Origin of the sequence: Pseudomonas sp. M1, from assembly GCF_022760135.1 — a bacterium.
GTDB lineage: Bacteria > Pseudomonadota > Gammaproteobacteria > Pseudomonadales > Pseudomonadaceae > Pseudomonas > Pseudomonas citronellolis.
The window spans coordinates 4216456-4237509 of the sequence record NZ_CP094343.1; the positions used below are offsets into that span (position 1 = coordinate 4216456).

Annotated in this window: 15 protein-coding genes and 1 other RNA gene; 7 read left to right on the top strand and 9 right to left on the bottom strand. The window is 66.7% G+C overall.

Features of this window, described 5'->3' with window-relative positions; translation table 11 throughout:
* Positions 1–135: 135 nt before the first annotated feature.
* Positions 136–855, bottom strand: a complete 720-nt coding sequence (locus tag PM1_RS18455; RefSeq protein ID WP_306153398.1) for a response regulator — start codon at positions 853–855, stop codon at positions 136–138.
* Positions 856–1090: 235 nt separating this feature from the next.
* Positions 1091–1187, bottom strand: an RNA gene (gene ffs, locus PM1_RS18460) — signal recognition particle sRNA small type.
* 234 nt (positions 1188–1421) lie between these two features.
* On the opposite strand from ffs, the gene PM1_RS18465 reads away from it, so the two are divergent.
* Positions 1422–1796 (top strand): hypothetical protein, encoded by a 375-nt coding sequence (locus PM1_RS18465; protein ID WP_009619420.1) that lies wholly within the window; start codon positions 1422–1424, stop codon positions 1794–1796.
* A gap of 41 nt (positions 1797–1837) precedes the next feature.
* Here PM1_RS18465 and PM1_RS18470 read toward each other — a convergent pair whose 3' ends face one another.
* The 6 genes from PM1_RS18470 to PM1_RS18495 form a co-directional block, all read right to left on the bottom strand.
* On the bottom strand, positions 1838–2215 hold the full coding sequence (locus PM1_RS18470; protein ID WP_009619419.1) for a cbb3-type cytochrome c oxidase subunit 3: 378 nt from the start codon (positions 2213–2215) through the stop codon (positions 1838–1840).
* Positions 2216–2227: 12 nt separating this feature from the next.
* The gene (locus PM1_RS18475; protein ID WP_009619418.1) at positions 2228–2506 is read right to left on the bottom strand and encodes an HU family DNA-binding protein; all 279 of its coding nucleotides are present in this window, start codon (positions 2504–2506) and stop codon (positions 2228–2230) included.
* 33 nt (positions 2507–2539) lie between these two features.
* Positions 2540–4924, bottom strand: a complete 2385-nt coding sequence (gene ligA / locus PM1_RS18480) for an NAD-dependent DNA ligase LigA (RefSeq protein WP_009619416.1) — start codon at positions 4922–4924, stop codon at positions 2540–2542.
* Positions 4925–5034: 110 nt separating this feature from the next.
* On the bottom strand, positions 5035–5925 hold the full coding sequence (zipA, locus tag PM1_RS18485; RefSeq protein WP_009619415.1) for a cell division protein ZipA: 891 nt from the start codon (positions 5923–5925) through the stop codon (positions 5035–5037).
* A gap of 299 nt (positions 5926–6224) precedes the next feature.
* Positions 6225–9713: a chromosome segregation protein SMC gene (gene smc / locus PM1_RS18490; protein WP_009619414.1), complete on the bottom strand. Its 3489-nt coding sequence runs from the start codon at positions 9711–9713 to the stop codon at positions 6225–6227.
* 10 nt (positions 9714–9723) lie between these two features.
* Positions 9724–10383, bottom strand: coding sequence for a GntR family transcriptional regulator (locus PM1_RS18495; protein WP_009619412.1), 660 nt, complete (start codon positions 10381–10383; stop codon positions 9724–9726).
* A gap of 173 nt (positions 10384–10556) precedes the next feature.
* On the opposite strand from PM1_RS18495, the gene PM1_RS18500 reads away from it, so the two are divergent.
* The 5 genes from PM1_RS18500 to guaD all read left to right on the top strand — a co-directional run bounded on the left by PM1_RS18500 (position 10557) and on the right by guaD (position 18995).
* Complete coding sequence (locus PM1_RS18500; RefSeq protein WP_009619411.1) at positions 10557–11690, top strand: alkane 1-monooxygenase; 1134 nt, start codon at positions 10557–10559, stop codon at positions 11688–11690.
* A 1153-nt stretch (positions 11691–12843) separates the two neighbouring features.
* Positions 12844–14307, top strand: coding sequence for a xanthine dehydrogenase small subunit (gene xdhA, locus PM1_RS18505; protein WP_009619410.1), 1464 nt, complete (start codon positions 12844–12846; stop codon positions 14305–14307).
* Positions 14300–16690 (top strand): xanthine dehydrogenase molybdopterin binding subunit, encoded by a 2391-nt coding sequence (gene xdhB / locus PM1_RS18510; RefSeq protein WP_009619409.1) that lies wholly within the window; start codon positions 14300–14302, stop codon positions 16688–16690. Before xdhA ends, xdhB begins: the two co-directional genes overlap by 8 nt.
* Before the next feature lie 91 nt (positions 16691–16781).
* Complete coding sequence (xdhC, locus tag PM1_RS18515) at positions 16782–17633, top strand: xanthine dehydrogenase accessory protein XdhC (protein ID WP_009619408.1); 852 nt, start codon at positions 16782–16784, stop codon at positions 17631–17633.
* 63 nt (positions 17634–17696) lie between these two features.
* Complete coding sequence (gene guaD / locus PM1_RS18520) at positions 17697–18995, top strand: guanine deaminase (RefSeq protein ID WP_009619407.1); 1299 nt, start codon at positions 17697–17699, stop codon at positions 18993–18995.
* Positions 18996–19504: 509 nt separating this feature from the next.
* Here the strand turns inward: guaD and PM1_RS18525 are convergent.
* A complete protein-coding gene (locus tag PM1_RS18525; protein WP_009619406.1) occupies positions 19505–19927 on the bottom strand; it encodes a universal stress protein in 423 nt (140 codons plus the stop codon).
* Positions 19928–20070: 143 nt separating this feature from the next.
* On the opposite strand from PM1_RS18525, the gene PM1_RS18530 reads away from it, so the two are divergent.
* Positions 20071–20994 carry a LysR family transcriptional regulator gene (locus tag PM1_RS18530; protein ID WP_009619405.1) on the top strand — a complete coding sequence of 308 codons (924 nt, stop codon included), beginning with the start codon at positions 20071–20073 and terminating at the stop codon, positions 20992–20994.
* The last annotated feature ends 60 nt before the right edge of the window (positions 20995–21054 follow it).

The following is a 21054-nucleotide window of genomic DNA, read 5'->3' on the forward strand; positions in this document are numbered from 1 at the left end:
TCCGATATGCCATCGGAAAATTCTTAACCCATTCTGAAAATCAAACTGTCGCCACATCGCCACGGATGAAAAATGGAAATAAAAAAGCGGGCTGCATAGGCCCGCTTTTTCCGAGTGGCTGGAGGTTGTTGGCCATCAGTCGAAGAAGTGCTTCTCCAGGCAGCAGGCCAGCAGTTCCTGGTCAGTGGTCACGCCGAGACGGCGCTTGGCCGATGCCTTCTGCGCGCTGATGGTCTTGTCGCTGCGCCGCAGCAGGCGCGCTATTTCACACACGCGCAAGCCCGAGACGAACAGCCGCAACACCTCGTATTCCTTGACCGAGAGCGAGGTCAGGCGGCTGTGCAGGTCGCCGCCGTCCCCCGTGCAGGGGTTGAGCACCCGGCGGCCCTTGCACAGGGCGTCCAGGGCCGACAGCAACTGGGCCATGCCCGCATCCTTGCGCACCACGCCCTGCACCCCGAGCTCGCACAGGCGGTCCAGCACCAGGCGGTTGGACAGCATGGTGAAGACCAGGAACCTCACCTCGGGGAAGTTGCGCACCAGGTAGCCGATGAAGCGCACACCGTCCCCGTAGACTTCGTCCCCGGGCATGCTGAAGTCGATGATCGCGATATCGAAATGTTCCCGTCGCAATGCCTCGACCAACTCACCAGAAGTTCGCACCTCACATGCCACTTGATATTGCGGATGGCGCTCCAGAATCCCACGGACTCCCATCAATACGACTGCGTGATCATCCGCCAGAACGATCTTGATCTTTTTCAAGGAAACCTCACAAACGACGATAACTCGATACAACAGCAAACTTTCTCGGCTGCCTAATCTAATGGAAGCTCCTGAAAAACGGCACCTCAAAAGCGCCTATTCAATCAATATAAGAAAAATCCCACATGGCACCCAAGTACCAGTGGATGACGGAAAACAAGGCGGACCAAGGCCGACGCGCGGCTACGGGTTCGTTCAACAGGAACAGAGAGGTCGGCTATGCCGTAGGGAAAAATCAGACGAGCCCGAAGGCAAAAAGGGGGGAGGTGGAAGGCGTACACGGGGAATTGTGGCTAGGAAAAGCGCCCCCCGAAAATGGAGGTGGCCCCGCCAGCCACACCCCGGCACACGATGTCACCGCTGCGGCTGCTCCCTTCCGGGCCTGACCGGGTTCACGGCTGATCGTTGCGGGGGGACCGACAGGGCCACCATAACGAAGCCCGCCTAGGTGGCGGGCGGCGACATTATACCGAGCCCAGCGCAAGTTACAAGCACTTCAAGCACTTACCGGTGAATTCCGCGATGGCATACACATAAATAGCATTTTGATATCACTTTGCTCCGCGACATGATGGCACACTGCCATGGCACTGGTGAGGTGGAGGGGAAGGACTCCCCCTCGGCGCTTCAGCCCTCAACGCTTTGGGAGAATTCCGATGATCAAGTCTGCTTTCGCTGTTCTGGCCCTGGGCCTGTCTCTCTCTTCCACTGCCTTCGCCAATGGCGGCACCATCAGCTTCAGCGGGCACGTCTACTCGCCGCCGTGCAAGATCATCGACTTCACCAGCCAGGCCAGCACGCAACAGGCACGCCTGGACCTGGCCGGCTGCGGCGAGACCTCGCGCCTGTCGTTCAGCGAACCGTCCGGACAGGAAGCGGCCCGCCAACTGGCGGTGACCGACCTGGACGGCCGCAAGGTCGACCTCGGCGCCGAGAACGAGGCGCAGGACGGCGGCATGAACCTGGTGCTGCGCAACCTGGACGGCCGCAGCAGCGGGCGGCCGCTGATGCTGAACATCACCTACCTCTGAGTTTCCCCTCCCCCACTCGCCCGGCGGCGTGGGGGATAGCCTCATTCGGCGCGGATCATGCCGCCGGGAATCGGCTGGGTGGAGACCTCCAGGTTCGGCCCCAGGTAGAGGTCGCTCTTCTCGAAGCCGGGCCGGCTACTGAAGCTGGCGTACTTCTCCTGCCCGCGGTGGAAGGTGAAGGCCACGCGGTAGCCGCTGCCGCGCAGCAGGCGCAGCGGGAAGTTCAGCACGGCGCCCGGCTGGATTTCCCCGGAGAGGGTTTCCTCGCCGTTCTCCTTGAAGCTGTAGCTCGCCGGCGCGCTGGCGTTGGCGTCGTAGTGCAGCTGGATCTGCGGACGCTCGGTCCAGGCCACATAGAGGGCGAACAGCAGGACCAGGGCGATCAGCCCCGCGAGCCGCTGCTTTCTAGCCTTGTCCATCGCCGCCTCCGGTCAGTTGAGACTGTCGGCCAGGGCCTTGGCCGGGACGAAGCGCACCACCTTCTTCGCCGCGATCTCGATGCTCTTGCCGGTCTGCGGATTGCGCCCGGTGCGTGCGGCGCGCTCGCTGACCTTGAGCTTGCCGATGCCTGGCAGGGTCAGCTCGCCGTCGTTCTCCAGGCTGTCCTGGACGATCTGCGCCAACTGCTCGAACACGCCACGCACCGAGGCCTGGGTCAGGTCGAGGGACTCGGCGATGTCGCGTACCAGTTGTTCCTTGGTCATTGCCATGTATTGCTTCTCCGAATGGTCTTGGGAATGGGTTCAGGCGTTCAGGCCGTGGTCGGCCAGCAGCTTCAGCAGCCCTTCTTCGTCCATGACGTCGACGCCGAGTTCCTGGGCCTTGGCCAGCTTGGAGCCGGCGCCGGGGCCGGCCACCACGCAATGGGTCTTGGCCGACACGGAACCGGCGACCTTGGCGCCCAGGCTTTCCAGCTTCTCCTTGGCGACGTCGCGGCTCATGGCCTCCAGGGTGCCGGTGAGCACCCAGGTCTGCCCGGCCAGCGGCAGGCCCTCGGCCTGCTTCTTCTCGCTCGCCCAGTGCATGCCGAACTCGCGCAGTTGCTCCTCGATCTCACGGGTGCGCTTGGCATTGCCGGCGTCGTCGAAGAACTCGCGCAGGCTCTTGGCCGCACGTTCGGGCAGGCGCTCGACCTGGCGCAGGTCGAGCCAGTCGGCGTGGATGATGCCTTCCAGCGAACCGAAGCGGCTGGCCAGCTTTTCCGCGCCGGTGGCGGCGATGAAGGGGATGTTGAGCTTGTCGATGAAGCCGGCCAGGGTGGCGCAGGCGGCGAACTCGGCAGCCACCTCGCCCTCCTCCTGCAACTGCACGCCGTGCTCGGCGTCGAGCAGTTCGGCGATCACCTTGCGGTTGTGCTCGTCGGCGAAGAAGTTGTGGATCTCGTAGGCCACCTCGGCGCCGACGTCCGGCAGGTAGGTCAGCACTTCCGGCAGGGCCTTCTGGATACGCGCCAGCGAACCCAGGGCGCGGGCCAGCAGCTTGGCGGTCTCCTCGCCGACGTCGGGGATGCCCAGGGCGTAGACGAAGCGCGCCAGGCTCGGCCGGCGGCTGTCGGCGATGGATTTGAGCAGCTTGTTGCTGGACACCTCGGCGAAGCCTTCCAGCTCGATCACCTGCTCGTAGGTCAGGCGGTAGAGGTCGGCCGGCGACTTGACCAGGCCCTTGTCCACCAGTTGCTCGACGATCTTGTCGCCGAGGCCGTCGATGTCCATGGCCCGGCGCGAAACGAAGTGGATGATCGACTGCTTGAGCTGCGCCTGGCAGAACAGGCGGCCGACGCAGCGGTAGATGGCGCCTTCGCTGACCGACTCGCGGCCCTTGGCGCGCTTGACCAGTTGCGTGCGCTCGACCTGCGAGCCGCACACCGGGCAGGTCTCGGGGATGTGCACCGGGCGCGCGTCGGCCGGGCGGCGCTCGACGACCACCTGCATCACCTGCGGGATCACGTCGCCGGCGCGGCGGATGATCACGGTGTCGCCGATCATCAGGCCCAGGCGCGCCACTTCGTCCATGTTGTGCAGGGTGGCGTTGGACACGGTGACGCCGGCCACCTGCACCGGCTTCAGGCGCGCCACCGGGGTCACGGCGCCGGTGCGGCCGACCTGGAATTCCACGTCGAGCAGTTCGGTGAGTTCCTCGCGGGCCGGGAACTTGTGGGCGATGGCCCAGCGCGGCTCGCGGGCGCGGAAGCCCAGTTCGCGCTGGAAGTCGATGCGGTTGACCTTGAACACCACGCCGTCGATCTCGTAGGCCAGACTGTCGCGGCGCTCGCCGATGTCGGCGTAGTAGTCCTGGCAGCCCTTCACCCCGCGGGCCAGCTTCAGCTCGCGGCTGACCGGGATGCCCCAGGCCTTGAAGGCTTCGAGGATGCCGATCTGGGTGTCCGGCAGGCTGCCGCCCTCGACGCGGCCGAAGCCGTAGGCGCACAACTCCAGCGGGCGGCTGGCGGTGATCTTCGGGTCGAGCTGGCGCAGGCTGCCGGCCGCGGCGTTGCGCGGGTTGGCGAAGGTCTTGGCGCCGGCTTCCATCTGCCGGGCGTTGAGCGCCTCGAAGCCGGCCTTGGACATGAACACCTCGCCGCGCACTTCCAGCACTGCCGGCCAGCCCTCGCCGTGCAGGCGCAGGGGGATGTTGCGCACGGTACGCACGTTGGCGCTGATGTCCTCGCCGGTGCTGCCGTCGCCGCGGGTGGCGCCACGGGTCAGCCGGCCGTTCTCGTACAGCAGGCTGACCGCCAGGCCGTCGAGCTTGGGCTCGCAGCTGTAGTCCACCTCGGCGCCGCCGCCGAGCAGGTCGCCGCCCGGCAGCAGGTCGGCCAGGCCTTCGCGCACGCGGCGGTCGAAGTCCAGCAGGTCCTGTTCCTCGAAGGCGTTGCCCAGGCTGAGCATGGGGATTTCGTGGCGGATTTCGCCGAAGGCCGAGGCGGCAGCCCCGCCCACGCGCTGGGTCGGCGATTCGGGGGTGACCAGATCGGGGTGCTCGGCCTCCAGTTCCTTCAGTTCGCGGAACAGGCGGTCGTACTCGGCGTCCGGCACGCTGGGCTCGTCGAGCACGTAGTAGCGGTAGTTGTGCGCGTCCAGCTCGCTGCGGAGCTGGGCGATGCGTTGGGCGGCGGTCTGGGTGGTCATAGAAGAAGCCATAAGCGAAAGGCTGGAAGCTGGAAGCTAGAAGCTGAAAGCCAAAAAGCAAAGCCGGAAGGACAGGGGTCGCTTCCGGCTTCGGGCTTTAGGCTTCCAGCTTATCTTTTCTGCGTCAGCGCGCGGCGTTCGAACTCGATGATGCGCTGGCGGTAGTGCTCGATGGTCTGCGCGGTCATCACGCTGCGCTGCTCGTCCTTCAGCTCGCCGTTGAGCTCGTGGGCCAGCTTGCGGGCGGCGGCGACCATCACGTCGAAGGCCTGCTTCGGATGGCGCGGGCCCGGCAGGCCAAGGAAGAAGCTCACCGCGCGGGTGCTGAACTGGTCGATGTTGTCCAGGTCGAAGGTGCCCGGCTTGACCGCGTTGGCCATGGAGAACAGCACTTCGCCGTTGCCGGCCATGCTCTCGTGGCGGTGGAAGATGTCCATGTCGCCGAAGCGCAGGCCGCTCTCGAGGATGTTCTGCAGCAGGGCCGGGCCCTTGAAGCCACCCTCGTCGCGGCAGATCACGTTGATGATCAGCACTTCTTCCACCGGAGCCGGGGCGGCGGCGGGCGCCGGGCGCTCCTTGTCCTTTTCCTTGTCCTTCCTGCGTTCCTTGCCTCGGGATTTTTCCTTGGGCGCCTCGGCCAGGGGGTCGGGGAAGTCTTCCTCGTCCAGCGGGCCGAGCAGGTTCGGCGCCGGGTCGTCCAGGGCCAGGTCGCCCTGGCGCGGCTCGCCACGGCGCTTGCCGCGGGCCGGGTCCTTGGCGCTGACCTTGGGCAGGTCGTGCTCGTCCAGCGAAGGTTCGTGGTGCTCGACCACCCGCGAGGGGCCCAGCACCTCGGCGCTGCCGCCGTCGTCATCGTCGTCCAGTTGGTTGGCGAAGTGGCGGTCCAGCTTGAACTTCAGCTTGCCCTTTCCGCCCCGCATGCGCCGCCAGCCATCGAACAGAATGCCGGCGATCACGATAAGCCCAATGACGATCAGCCATTCGCGCAGACCGATATCCATCTAATCCCAGTGCCCCTGATAAAAATGATGATGAAAAAGGGATGTCCTATCCCGGTAAAACGCGAACCTCGAGTTGTATGTTCGCGCGTAACAAAGTGGGCATTAAGCTAGCATGCCCGACACAACTTTTACACCGTCTGCGGCTGTTGTCCGCAGCAATAATCGCAACTTTTCCCAAGCCTGCCCAAGATCAGGCTTACCTCAATCGAATCAAGGGGTTAGGCATATCCCCCAGTACAGCACAAGTCGGCGCCCGGCGCTGGCGAATACTGTACGAAATTTGTCCAGGAGGCACTTCGTCAGGCTTCCGCCAGTGCCACGGCTTCTTCCACGTCGACCGCCACCAGGCGCGAACATCCCGGTTCGTGCATGGTCACGCCCATCAACTGGTCGGCCATTTCCATGGCGATCTTGTTGTGGGTGATATAGATGAACTGCACTTTCTCGGACATTTCCTTGACCAGGCGGGCATAACGCCCGACGTTGGCGTCGTCCAGCGGCGCATCGACCTCGTCGAGCATGCAGAACGGCGCCGGGTTGAGCTGGAAGATGGCGAACACCAGGGCCAGCGCGGTCAGCGCCTTCTCGCCGCCGGACAGCAGGTGGATGGTGCTGTTCTTCTTGCCCGGCGGGCGCGCCATGATCGCCACCCCTGTATCGAGTAGATCTTCGCCGGTAAGTTCCAGGTAGGCGTGACCGCCGCCGAACACCTTGGGGAACAATGCCTGAAGGCCAGCATTGATCTGGTCGAAGGTTTCCTTGAAGCGGTTGCGGGTTTCCTTGTCGATCTTGCGGATGACGTTTTCCAGGGTGTCCAGGGCTTCCACCAGGTCGTCGTTCTGCTCGTCCAGGTAGCGCTTGCGCTGGGATTGCTGCTGGTATTCGTCGATGGCCGCGAGGTTGATCGCGCCCAGGCGCTGGATGCGCCCGGCCAGTTCCTCCAGGCGGTTTTCCCAGACCTTCTCGGCGGCGTCGTGGGGCAAGGTGCCGAGCACCGTGTGCAGGTCGTAGCCGTCTTCGCCGAGCTGCTCCTGCAGCGCCTTGCGACGAACGGTCAGGGCCTGCCACTCCATGCGCTGCTGCTCCAGCTGGCCGCGCAGCAGCTGCGACTGCTGCTCGGCCTGGGTGCGGCGCTTCTCGGCGTCGCGCAGCTGGCGGTCGGCGTCTTCCAGGGTCAGGCGCGCGGTCTTGAGTTCCTCTTCCACGCCCATGCGCCGCTCCAGCAGCTCTTCCAGGCGCATGCGCAGTTCTTCCAGGGGCGCGGCGCCCTCCTCCAGGTTGAGGCTGAGCTGCTCGCAGCGCTCGACCAGGCGCACGGCCTGCACGTCGAGGCGCTCCAGGGCCTGGCGGGTGGATTCGTGCTGGGCCTTGAGCGAGCCGACGCGCACCGCCAACTGGTGGGCGTGGTCCTTGTGCTGGCGGGCTTCCTGGCGGATGCGGTCGAGGCGTTCGCGCAGTTCGTCGCGCTCGGCCAGCAGCGCCTCGCGGCGGCCGGTGTCCTCGGCCATGGCGTCCAGCGCCACCTGCAGGTGCAGGCGTGCCTCGCCCAGCTGTTCCTGCTCCAGGGCGCGCTGTTCGGCCAGTTCGGCCAGTTCCTCGTCGAGGCGGCGGCGGCGCAGGGTCAGCTGTTCGACCTTGGCCTGCTGGGCCGAGAGCGCGGCCTTCAGCTCGCCGTGGCGGCGGCCTTCCTCCTGGATGCGCCGGCGCAGTTGCTCGCGGCCGTCCTCGGCCTGGCGCTGGGCCTGGCGCTGGGCTTCCAGCTGTTCTTCCAGGGCGGCCAGGCGTTCTTCCAGTTCTTCGCGTTCGGCGTACAGCCGTTCCAGCTCCTGGCCGCGGGCCAGCACGCCGGACTCGGCGGAGTCGCCGCGGCGCACGCGCAGGAAGTGCTTGCCGACCCAGTAGCCGTCGCGGCTGACCAGGCTCTGCCCGGCGCCCAGCGAGGCGCGCAGTTCCAGGGCCTGCTCCAGGCTTTCCACCGGGCGCACCCCGGCCAGCCAGGGCGACAGGTCGTGGTCGGCGCTGACCTTGTCCAGCAGGCTGCCGGCGGCACTGGCGGTGCCGCGCGGCAGGTCGAGCAGGCGCAGCTCGCCCTTTTCCAGGCCGGCATAGGGCAGCCCGGCGAAATCGTCCAGCAACACGGCATGCAGGTCGGCGCCGAGCACGGTTTCCACCGCCAGCTCCCAGCCCGGCTCCACGCGCAGGCCCTCGGCCAGGCGCGGACGCTGCTCCAGGCCCTGCTCGCGCAGCCAGTCGGCGGCGCCGGCGCCCGGGTCCAGGGCGGCCTGCTGCAGGGCCTCCAGGGAGGCGATGCGGCCGTTCAGGCGCTGCAGTTCGCCCTGGGCCTGGTGCTGCGCGGCGTTGCCGTCCTGCAGGCCCTGGCGCACCTGTTCCAGGCGCTCGACCAGTTCCAGTTCCTCGGCCTGCAGTTCTTCCAGTTGCAGCTCGACGGCGGCCAGTTGTTCGCTCAATTCGAGGATGGCCGCGCCTTCCGGGTCGGCGGCCAGTTGCGCGCGTTCCTCGCTCAGGCGGCGTTCGCGCTCGCCCTGGCGCTCCAGGCTGTGTTCCAGGTGCTGGATGCTCGACTGCTGCACCTCGGCCTCGCGGCGCGGCTCGGCGCTGCGCTGGTTGAAGGCGTCCCAGCGCTGCTGCCAGTCGTGCATGCCGGCCTCAGACGCTTCCAGCAGGGCGCTGGCTTCCTCGGCGGCGGCGGCGCTGGTTTCCTGCTCGGGCGCGAGCATTTCCAGCTCCTCGGCCAGGGTCGCCAGCAGGGTGCGGTCGTGGCCCAGGTGCGATTCGGTTTCCTGGCGGGTGCGCTCGGCCTCGCGCAGGTCGTCCTGCAGCTGGCGCATGCGCTGCTGGCCGTGCTGGATGCTCTGCTCGACGCGGGCGATATCGCCGCCCACCGAGTAGAAGCGGCCCTGCACCTGGTTGAAGCGCTCGGACAGTTCGTGGTGGCCATCGCGCAGGCGCTCGATGCTGGCATCGGCGCTGCGCTGCTCGGCCACCAGGGCCTCGAAGGCCACTTCCTGGTCGCCGATCACCCGCTCCTTCTGCCCCACCTGCTCGTTCAGCTCGCGCCACTTCAGGGCGCCCAGCTGGGCCTTGAGCTGGCGTTCCTCGGCCTTGTATTCCTGGTACTTCTCCGCCGACTGGGCCTGGCGGTGCAGGCGTTCGAGCTGGCGCTCCAGCTCCTCGCGCAGGTCGGTCAGGCGCGCCAGGTTCTCCTGGGTGCGGCGGATGCGGTTCTCGGTCTCGCGGCGGCGCTCCTTGTACTTGGAGATGCCGGCGGCTTCCTCGATGAAGTTGCGCAGATCCTCCGGCTTGGCCTCGATCAGCTTGGAGATCATGCCCTGCTCGATGATCGAGTAGCTGCGCGGGCCCAGGCCGGTGCCGAGGAAGATGTCGGTGATGTCGCGGCGCCGGCACTTGGTGCCGTTGAGGAAGTAGGTGTTCTGGCCGTCGCGGGTGACGCGGCGGCGGATGGAAATCTCGGCGTAGGCGGCGTATTCGCCCACCAGGGTGCCGTCGCTGTTGTCGAAGATCAGCTCGATGGACGCCTGGGTCACCGGCTTGCGCGTATTCGAGCCGTTGAAGATGACGTCGGTCATCGACTCGCCGCGGAGGTTCTTCGCCGAGCTTTCGCCCATCACCCAGCGCACGGCGTCGATGATGTTGGACTTGCCGCAGCCGTTGGGGCCGACCACGGCGGCCATGTTGCTCGGGAAGCTGACGGTGGTGGGGTCGACGAAGGACTTGAAGCCCGCCAGCTTGATGCATTTGAGGCGCATGCCGCTCTCCTCAGCGTTCGGCCAGGGCAGCCAGCACCAGCTGGCTGTTGTGGCGGCCGTAGTCCAGAAGCACCTCGCGGATGACCGCCTCGTCGCGGTCTATCACCGCCTGCAGCAGGCGGGCGAAGCTGTCGAGGAACCGGCTCATCTCGCTTTTGCGCCGTTCCAGGGCCAGGTGATAGGTGCGGCTGATGGCCGGCAGCAGGTTCTCCACCGTCTCCTGCAGGTAGGGGTTGGCGGCGAAGGGGAAGGCCGCGCGCATGATGTCGAAGCTGGACTCGACGAAGGCGTCGATGTCGCCGCGCTGCAGGCTTTCCAGCAGGCGCTGCTGGATGGCCAGGAACGGCTGCAAGTCGCCCTCCTCGCGCCAGGTCCGCGCCACCGCGCTGGCGAGCATGATGTACAGCTCCATGACCAGGCCGTAGAGGCTTTCCACATGGCTGGCGGACAGCTCCGAGACCTGCGCGCCGCGGCGCGGCAGTATCACCACCAGGTGGCGGCGTTCGAGGATCAGCAGCGCCTCGCGCACCGAGCCGCGGCTGACGTTCAGGGCCTGGGTGACCTTCTGCTCCTGGATGCGTTCGCGTTCCTTGAGCTCGCCCCGGATGATGCGTTCGGCGAGGTGGTGGGCAATCTGCTCAGCCAGGCTGTCCGGGGCCTTGAACGTCATGGGTGTCCTTATCGCTGGAGGGCTGATGGAATGGGGCTTGCGGCCGCGAAGTGTAACACAGGGTGTTACCCGGCAACGCCCCGGTCAAGGGGCTCGACTGAACGAAGGTTGGTGCGTACGAAGAAAGGATTGGGCGCAGGATTGTCTGACAATCCTACAACGAGAATCGCGCCATGTTCGCCTTCCTTTCCCCTGCCTGGATGCTGCGCCTGAAGAAGGCCGGCTACTGGATCTGGCTGGTGCCGGTGTTCGGCATTCCGCTGAGCTACTGGTGGTCCTACGGCAGCGACCACCCCAACGCCTGGGCCTGGTTCGTCATCGCCGTGGTGTTCCTGGTCATCCCCGTGCTCGACGCCATCGTCGGCCGCGACCCGGCCAACCCCGACGAGGCCAGTGAAGTGCCAGTACTGGAGCGCGAGGGCTACTACCGCTTCCTCAGCCTGATGACCGTGCCGCTGCTGCTGGGCATGCTGGTCTACGGCGGCTGGGTGATCACCCACTACGAGGCATGGAACTGGGTGGGCAAGCTGGGCTGGACTCTCTCGGTGGGCACGGTGATGGGCGCCATCGGCATCACCGTGTCCCACGAGCTGATCCACAAGGACCCGCAGCTGGAGCAGCGCGCCGGCGGCCTGCTGCTGGCGGCGGTGTGCTATGCCGGGTTCAAGGTGGAGCATGTGCGCGGCCACCACGTGCACGTTTCCACGCCGGAGGATGCGTCCTCCTCGCGCTACGACCAGAGCCTGTACGCCTTCCTGCCCCACGCCTACAGGCACAACTTCCTCAACGCCTGGCGCCTGGAGGCCCAGCGCCTGAAACGCAAGGGCCTGCCGGCGCTGCACTGGCGCAACGAGCTGATCTGGTGGTACGCCGTCAGCGCCCTCTTCCTGCTCGGTTTCAGCCTGGCCTTCGGCTGGCTCGGCGCGGTGTATTTCCTCGGCCAGGCGGCCATGGCCTTCACCCTGCTGGAGATCGTCAACTACGTCGAGCACTACGGCCTGCACCGCCGGCGCCTGGACGACGGCCGCTACGAGCGCACCACCCACGAGCATTCCTGGAACAGCAACTTCCTGCTGACCAACCTGTTCCTGTTCCACCTGCAGCGCCACTCCGACCACCACGCCTATGCCAAGCGCCGCTACCAGGTGCTGCGCCACTACGACGACAGCCCGCAGCTGCCCAACGGCTACGCCGGGATGATCGTCCTGGCGCTGTTCCCGCCGCTGTGGCGCGCGGTGATGAACCCCCGCGTGCGCGCCTACTATGCCGGCGAGGAATACCAGCTGAGCGATACCCAGCGCGCCTGAGCCCATAGCGTTCCACGCCTTTACGGCAGCCACGTACCCCCGGCTGCCGTTTTTTTGCGCCTCCGGGAGCGTAGGGCGCATAACGCCTACGGCGTTATCCGCCACTTGGCCTCGGCTCCCGGCGGCTCCGGGGTTGACCTGGGCGTTGGCTGTGGCCCCGGTGTATCGGCGGATAACCGCGAACGGTTATTCGCCCTACGTCAAGGTCGGGCCTGGCGTAGGGCGCATAACGCCTACGGCGTTATCCGCCGCTTGGCCTCGGCTCCCGGCGGCTCCGGGGCTGACCTTGGCGTTGGCTGTGGCCTCGGTGTATCGGCGGATAACCGCGAACGGTTATTCGCCCTACGTCATGGTTTGGCGTAGGGCGCATAACGCCTACGGCGTTATCCGCCGCCTGGCCTTGGTTCCCGGCGGCTCCGGGGCTGACCTGGGCGTTGGCTCTGGCCCCGGTGTATCGGCGGATAACCGCGAACGGTTATTCGCCCTACGTCATGGTTTGGCGTAGGGCGCATAACGCCTACGGCGTTATCCGCCGTTTGGCCTTGGTTCCCGGCGGCTCCGGGGTTGACCTGGGCGTTGGCTCTGGCCCCGGTGTATCGGCGGATAACCGCGAACGGTTATTCGCCCTACGTCATGGTTTGGCGTAGGGCGCATAACGCCTACGGCGTTATCCGCCGCCTGGCCTTGGTTCCCGGCGGCTCCGGGGCTGACCTGGGCGTTGGCTCTGGCCTCGGTGTATCGGCGGATAATCGCGAACGGTTATTCGCCCTACGTCCCGGTCGGGCCTGGCGTAGGGCGCATAACGCCTACGGCGTTATCCGCCGCCTGGCCTTGGTTCCCGGCGGCTCCGGGGTTGACCTGGGCGCTGGCTCTGGCCCCGGTGTATCGGCGGATAACCGCGAACGGTTATTCGCCCTACGTTACTGCGCTGCATCAGCCATGGCATACCCATGTAGGAGCGCGCCCTGCGCGCGAATCGCGGGCAGGGCCCGCTACACCTGCCGGTAAACACAACGCCCCGCTCCTACGAAAAAGCGCCTTGCCGGAAATAGCTGACCGAAAGATCAGAATTTTTGTTGACTTAAAAGTCAGCTTTTCCTAGATTCACCTCCATCGCGCCCCGCCCAACAACAAGAAAGCCTGGAGGCATGCCTTGATCAGGTTCCTGCTCAACCGCGAGCTGCGTGTCGAAGACCGCCTCGACCCGAATCTCACCGTGCTCAACTACCTGCGCCAGCACCTCGGCAAGACCGGCACCAAGGAGGGCTGCGCCTCCGGTGACTGCGGCGCCTGCACCGTGGTGGTGGGCGAGCTGGTCGGCGCCGAGGGCGTCGAGCGCATCCGCTACCGCACTCTCAACTCCTGCCTGACGTTCGTCTCCGCCCTGCACGGCAAGCAACTGATCGTGGTTGACGACCTCAAGCACCGCGGCGAACTGCACGGCGTGCAGCAGGCCATGGTGGACTGCCACGGCTCGCAGTGCGGCTTCTGCACCCCCGGCTTCGTCATGTCGCTGTTCGCCCTGCAGAAGAACAGCGCCGGCGAAACCGCAGAGGAACGCAAGGCCGAGGCCTACGAGGCGCTGGCCGGCAACCTCTGCCGCTGCACCGGCTACCGGCCGATCCTCGACGCCGCCGAGCAGTCCTGCTGCCAGAAGCGCCCGGACCAGTTCGACGCCGCCCAGCAGCAGACCATCGCCCAGCTCAAGGCCATCGCCCCGCGCGAGACCGCCGAGCTGAACAGCGGCGACAAGCGCTGCCTGCTGCCGCTGACCATCGCCGACCTGGCCGACCTCTACAGCGCCAACCCGCAGGCGCGCCTGCTGGCCGGCGGCACCGACCTGGCCCTGGAAGTCACCCAGTTCCACCGCGAGCTGCCGGTGATGATCTACGTCGGCCACGTCGAGGAGATGAAACGCGTCGAAGTCCTCGCCGACCGCATCGAGCTGGGCGCCGCCGCGCCGCTGACCGACTGCTATGCGGCCCTGGCCCACGACTACCCGGACTTCGGCGAGCTGCTGCACCGCTTCGCCTCGCTGCAGATCCGCAACCAGGGCACCCTCGGCGGCAACATCGGCAACGCCTCGCCCATCGGCGACTCGCCGCCGCTGCTGATCGCCCTGGGCGCGCGCATCGTGCTGCGCAAGGGCGAGAGCAGCCGCGAACTGCCCATCGAGGACTACTTCATCGACTACAAGGTCACCGCGCGCCAGGAAGGCGAGTTCATCGAGAAGGTCATAGTCCCGCGCCCACAGGCCAACCAGGCGTTCCGCGCCTACAAGGTGTCCAAGCGCCTGGACGACGATATCTCGGCGGTCTGCGCGGCTTTCAGCATCAGCGTCGAGGACTGCCGCATCAGCGCCGTGCGCAGCGGCTTCGGCGGCATGGCGGCGATCCCCAAGCGCGCCCGCGCCTGCGAGGCGGCGCTGCTCGGCCAGCCGTTCAACGCCGCCACCTTCGAACGCGCGGCAATCGCCCTGGGCGAGGACTTCACCCCGCTCTCGGACTTCCGCGCCAGCAAGGAATACCGCCTGCTCACCGCGCAGAACCTGCTGCGCAAATGCTTCCTCGAACTGGAAGCGCCCCAGGCCGTGACTCGGGTGACCGCATATGCATAAGCACAACAAGACCCAGGAAGAACTCCAGGCGCTGTTCCGCGCCGACCTGACCACCGGCGTGGGCAAGAGCGTCAAGCACGAAAGCGCGCCCAAGCACGTCAGCGGCGAGGCGATCTACATCGACGACCGCCTGGAATTCCCCAACCAACTGCACGTCTACGCCCGCATGAGCGACCGCGCCCACGCGCGCATCACCAGGCTGGACGTCAGCCCCTGCTACGACTTCCCCGGGGTGGCCATCGCCATCACCAAGGACGACGTGCCCGGCCAGTTGGACATCGGCCCTGTGGTGGCCGGCGACCCGCTGCTGGCCGACGGCAAGGTCGAGTACGTCGGCCAGATGGTCATCGCGGTGGCAGCCGACAGCCTGGAAACCGCGCGCAAGGCGGCCATGGCGGCAATCATCGAGTACGAGGACCTGGAGCCGGTGCTCGACGTGGTCGAGGCGCTGCGCAAGAAGCACTTCGTGCTGGACAGCCACACCCACAGGATCGGCGATTCCGCCACCCAGCTGGCCAGCGCGCCGCACCGCATCCAGGGCACCCTGCACATCGGCGGCCAGGAGCACTTCTACCTGGAGACGCAGATTTCCTCGGTGATGCCCAGCGAGGACGGCGGCGTCATCGTCTACACCTCCACGCAGAACCCCACCGAGGTGCAGAAGCTGGTGGCCGAGGTGCTGGGCATCTCCTTCAACAAGGTGGTGATCGACATGCGCCGCATGGGCGGCGGCTTCGGCGGCAAGGAAACCCAGGCCGCCGCGCCCGCCTGCCTGTGCGCGGTGATCGCGCGCCTGACCGGGCGCCCGGCGAAGATGCGCCTGCCGCGCGTCGAAGACATGCAGATGACCGGCAAGCGCCACCCCTTCTACGTCGAATACGACGTGGGCTTCGACGACGACGGCCTGCTGCGCGGCATCCACATGGACCTGGCCGGCAACTGCGGCTACTCGCCGGACCTCTCCGGCTCCATCGTCGACCGCGCCATGTTCCACTCCGACAACGCCTACTTCCTCGGCAACGCCACCATCAACGGCCACCGCTGCAAGACCAACACCGCGTCGAACACCGCCTACCGCGGCTTCGGCGGCCCGCAGGGGATGGTCGCCATCGAGGAAGTGATGGACGCGGTGGCGCGCCACCTGGGCAAGGACCCGCTGGAAGTGCGCAAGCGCAACTACTATGGCAAGGACGAGCGCAACGTCACCCATTACCACCAGCAGGTCGAGCACAACCTCATCGCGGAGATGACCGCCGAGCTGGAGGCCAGCGCCGAGTACGCCAAGCGCCGCGCCGAAATCCGCGCGTTCAACGCCGCCAGCCCGATCCTCAAGAAGGGCCTGGCGCTGACCCCGGTTAAGTTCGGCATCAGCTTCACCGCCACCTTCCTCAACCAGGCCGGCGCGCTGATCCACATCTACACCGACGGCAGCATCCACCTGAACCACGGCGGCACCGAGATGGGCCAGGGCCTGAACACCAAGGTGGCGCAGGTGGTGGCGGAAGTCTTCCAGGTCGACATCGACCGCGTGCAGATCACCGCGACCAACACCGACAAGGTGCCGAACACCTCGCCCACCGCCGCCTCCAGCGGCGCCGACCTCAACGGCAAGGCCGCGCAGAACGCCGCCGAGACCATCAAGCAGCGCCTGGTAGAGTTCGCCGCGCGGCACTGGAAGGTCACCGAGGAAGACATCGAGTTCCGCAACAACCAGGTGCGCATCCGCGACCTGATCGTGCCCTTCGAGGAGCTGATCCAGCAGGCCTACTTCGGCCAGGTGTCGCTGTCCTCCACCGGCTTCTACCGCACGCCGAAGATCTACTACGACCGCGACAAGGCCGCCGGCCGGCCGTTCTACTACTACGCCTTCGGCGTGTCCTGCTCGGAAGTGCTGGTGGACACCCTCACCGGCGAGTACCGCATGCTGCGCACCGACATCCTCCATGACGTCGGCGACTCGCTGAACCCGGCCATCGACATCGGCCAGGTGGAGGGCGGCTTCGTCCAGGGCATGGGCTGGCTGACCATGGAAGAGCTGGTGTGGAACGCCAAGGGCAAGCTCGTGACCTGCGGCCCGGCCAGCTACAAGATCCCGGCCATCGCCGACATGCCGCTGGACTTGCGGGTGAAGCTGGTGGAGAACCGCAAGAACCCCGAGCAGACGGTGTTCCACTCCAAGGCCGTGGGCGAGCCGCCGTTCATGCTCGGCATCTCGGTGTTCTGCGCGATCAAGGACGCGGTGGCGAGCCTGGCCGACTACCGCGTGCAGCCGCAGATCGACGCGCCGGCGACGCCGGAGCGGGTGCTATGGGGGGTGGAGCAGATGCGCAGGCTGAAAGCTGCGCAGGCCGAGACCACCCAAACCCAAGCCGAACCAGCGTAACTCTGTAGGAGCGAGCTTGCTCGCGAACAACCCAACCACCCTTCGCGAGCAAGCTCGCTCCTACGAAAAGCCATCTACCGAGGTAGACGTCATGAACTGGATCAGCGCCCTCGCCGACCTGCAGCAACGCGGAGAAGCCGCCGTGCTGGTGACCATCATCGAGGAGCTTGGCTCCACGCCGCGCAACGCCGGCTCGAAGATGGTGGTCAGCGCCGACAGGCTGTACGACACCATCGGCGGCGGCCACCTGGAGTTCAAGGCCCTGCAGATCGCCTGCGAAATGCTCCGGCAGCGCACCCGGCAGCCACGCCTGGAGCGCTTCAGCCTGGGCGCCAGCCTCGGCCAGTGCTGCGGCGGCGCCACCGTGCTGCTGTTCGAGCCGATGGGCCAGCCCCAGGCGCACATCGCGGTGTTCGGCGCCGGCCACGTCGGCCGCGCGCTGGTGCCGCTGCTGGCCAGCCTGCCGTGCAAGGTGCGCTGGATCGACTCGCGGGAAGCCGAGTTTCCGGAAAGCATCCCGGCCGGCGTCGAGAAAGTGCTGAATGACGAAGTGCTCGATGAGGTCGAGAATATTCCGGCGGGCGGCTACTACATCGTCATGACCCACAACCACGCCCTGGACCTGGAGCTGACCGCGGCGATACTCAAACGCGACGACTTCGGCTACTTCGGCCTGATCGGCTCGGACACCAAGCGCGCCAAGTTCGAACACCGCCTGCGCGACCGCGGCTTCGCCAGCGAGAGCGTGCAACGCATGCGCTGCCCCATGGGCATCGCCGAGGTGAAGGGCAAGCTGCCGGTGGAGATCGCCGTGTCCATCGCCGGCGAAGTGATCGCCACCTACAACGCCGCCTTCGGCCAGGAAAAGGCCAGCGGCGAACACTCGGTGGCCAAACTCCTGCCCAGCAGCCGCCGCGCCCGTACCGCCGAAAACGGCAGGTAACCGACATTCGTAGGATGGGTTGAGCGAAGCGATACCCATCGTTCCCAGGATCGAGAGAACGACATGACCAGCAAAGCCTACCGCGCCAGCATCCTGCACAGCGTCGCCGACCCCGCCGAAGTGGGCGTCGACAAGTCCTACCAGTACTTCGAAGACGGCATCCTGCTGGTGGAAGACGGCAAGGTCGCCCGCCTCGGCCACGCCGCCGAGCTGCTGCCGCAACTGGGCGGCGTGGAAGTGGAGGAATACCGCGACGCGCTGATCACCCCCGGCTTCATCGACACCCACATCCACTACCCGCAGACCGGCATGATCGCCTCCTACGGCGAACAGTTGCTGGACTGGCTGAACACCTACACCTTCCCCACCGAGAAGCAGTTCGCCGACCCGGCCCACGCCGCCGACGTCGCCGGCATCTTCCTCAAGGAGCTGCTGCGCAACGGCACCACCACCGCCCTGGTGTTCGGCAGCGTGCACCCGCAGTCGGTGGACGCGCTGTTCGGTGCGGCCGAGAAGCTCGACCTGCGCCTGATCGCCGGCAAGGTGATGATGGACCGCAACGCCCCGGACTACCTGACCGACACTGCCGAAAGCAGCTACCGCGACAGCAAGGCGCTGATCGAGCGCTGGCACGGCAAGGGCCGCCTGCTCTACGCGGTGACCCCGCGCTTCGCGCCCACAAGCACCCCGGAACAGCTGGACGCCGCCGGCCGCCTGCTCAAGGAGCACCCAGGCGTGTACCTGCACACCCACCTGTCGGAGAACCGCAAGGAAATCGAGTGGGTGAAGGAACTGTTCCCCGAGCGCAGCGGCTACCTGGACGTCTACGACCACCACGGCCTGCTCGGCGCGCGCTCGGTGTTCGCCCACGGCGTGCACCTGTGCGACGGCGAATGCCAGCGCCTGGCCGAGACCGGCTCGGCGGTGGCCTTCTGCCCCACCTCGAACCTGTTCCTCGGCAGCGGCCTGTTCGACCTGGCGAAGCTGGAGAAGCACAAGGTCAAGGTCGGCCTGGGCACCGACGTCGGCGCCGGCACCAGCTTCTCCCAGCTGCAGTCGCTGAACGAGGCCTACAAGGTGATGCAGCTGCAGGGCATCAAGCTCGACCCGTTCAAGTCGCTGTACCTGGCCACCCTCGGCGGCGCCCGCGCGCTGGAGCTGCAGGACAAGGTGGGCAGCTTCGCCCAGGGCAACGAGGCGGACTTCGTGGTGCTGGACTACAAGGCCACCCCGCTGCTGGACTACCGCCTGCGGCAGGCGAAGAGCCTGGAGGAAAGACTCTTCGCCCTGATCATCCTCGGCGACGACCGCACGGTACGCGAAACCTTCGCCCACGGCCGCTCGGTGCACCAGCGCGGCTGACGCTTACGGTCACCCCGGCCGGGCCCTCGCTCAGGACCGCCGGCCGGTGTGGCCGCTTTTCATTTCCCGGGGGATGGGGTCGAACCGTAGGGCGCATAACGCCTACGGCGTTATCCGCCGTTTGGCCTTGGTCCCAGTCGAGCACGAAGCCCTCGGCCCAGCCACGCATTCAGCGATGAGAAAGGCCAGGCGGCGGATAACCGCGAACGGTTATTCGCCCTACGCTTGTCGGGGGCTTCTGTGCGATGCGAGAGCACCCTCTCCCCAGCCCTCGGCTGCGCGCCCCGCCCTGAAGGGAGAGGAGGCTTGTCCGTGCCGAGAGGAGGAATGGTTTCAGCCGGTAATCTCTGTGCTAGCCGGCTAATGCCGAAATATCAGCATCTGCCCAACGGTCCCCTCTCCCTTCAGGGAGAGGGTTAGGGAGAGGGAGCGGAGTCAACCCTGCACACCAAATCCCCAGGGAAACTCCATTCGCGAGCAAGCTCGCTCCTACGAAAAACATCTCCCAACTACCCCCGCACCTCCACCAACACCGGGCAAGGCGCCCGCTCGATCACCCGCTGCCCCACCGACGGATCCAGCAGCCGCTCGATGCGCCCCAGGTGGCGGTGGCCGATGACGATCAGGTCGCAGCCCAGGCGCTCGGCCTCGCGCAGGATCGCCCGCGCCGGGTCGCCGGCCAGTATCCGCCCCGTGGCGCGGCCCGCCGGCAGTTGCGCCAGCGCGGCGTCCAGCAGGGCCTGGGCCTCGTGCTGCTCGTGCTCGGCCGGTGGGTAATCGAGCACGTCCGGCTGCGGCAGGGCGAAGGCGCGGTCGACCACGCAGACCACCTCCAGGCGCGGCGTACCGGCCCCGGCCAGTTGCGCGGCGGTGGCGATGAGGCGCTGGGCCTGCGGGGTGCCGTCGATGGCGACCAGGATGCGTTCGAACATGGGGTTTCCTTAATGAAACGGTGCACGCCGATCATTCTTCGGGCTCCCGCGGAGTGCGTAAAGGCATCCTGGCCGCACGCCAGAGTTGCACCACACGCACGTATCGCCGAGCATCCCTGGGAACCAATGCTCCCGGAGGCACCATGGCCCTGCCCGACCTCAACCTGCTGGTCGCCCTCAACGTGCTGCTCGAAGAAGGCAGCGTGGTCGGCGCCGCGCGCCGCCTGCACCTGAGCCCGCCGGCCATGAGCCGCACCCTGGGGCGCATCCGCGAGGCGGTGGGCGACCCCATCATGGTCCGCGCCGGGCGCAACCTGGTGCCCACGCCGCGGGCGCTGCAGTTGCGCGAGGAAGTGGCGCAACTGGTGGAGCAGGCCACCTGCCTGTTCAACGCCCGCGAGAACCTGCGCATGGACCAACTGGAGCGCTGCTTCGTGCTGCGCTCGAACAACGTGCTGGTGGGCGGCTTCGCCGCGCGCATGCTGGCGGTGATGCGCGAGGAGGCGCCGCGCTGCACCCTGCGCCTGGTCCCTGAAGCGGAGATCGACGACGAGGCCCTGCGGCAGAACCGCATCGACCTCTACCTCGGCGCCACCTCCACCCTGGAACCGGAAATCCGCACCCAGCCGCTGTTCACCACCAGCTTCGTCGGCCTGGCGCGGCGCGACCATCCGATCTTCGACGCCGAGATCACCCCCGAGCGCTTCGTCGCCTACCCGCAGATCAGCGTGTCGCGCCGCGGCCGCGCCACCGGGCCGCTGGACGACGCCCTGGCCGACCTCGGCCTGCGCCGCGACATCCGCCTGATCACCCCGACCTTCCATTCCTCGATCTTCGCCCTGCTGGAATCCGACCTGGTGCTGCCCATCGCCGAGCACTCGCTGTGGCGCCTGGACCGCCTGGGCCTGGCGCTGCGCAAGTTCGACATCCCGCTGCCGCTGAAGACGGTGGTGGTGATCCAGGCCTGGCACCCGCGCTTCGACAACGACCCGGCGCACCGCTGGCTGCGGCAGACGGTGAAGCGGGTGTGCACCGAGCTGCGGGAAAGCGCGGGCCTGCTGCCTTGAGGGCCAATAAGTGCACTAAACGCACTAATTTGTTTTAGTCATTTCAATTTTCACACTGAT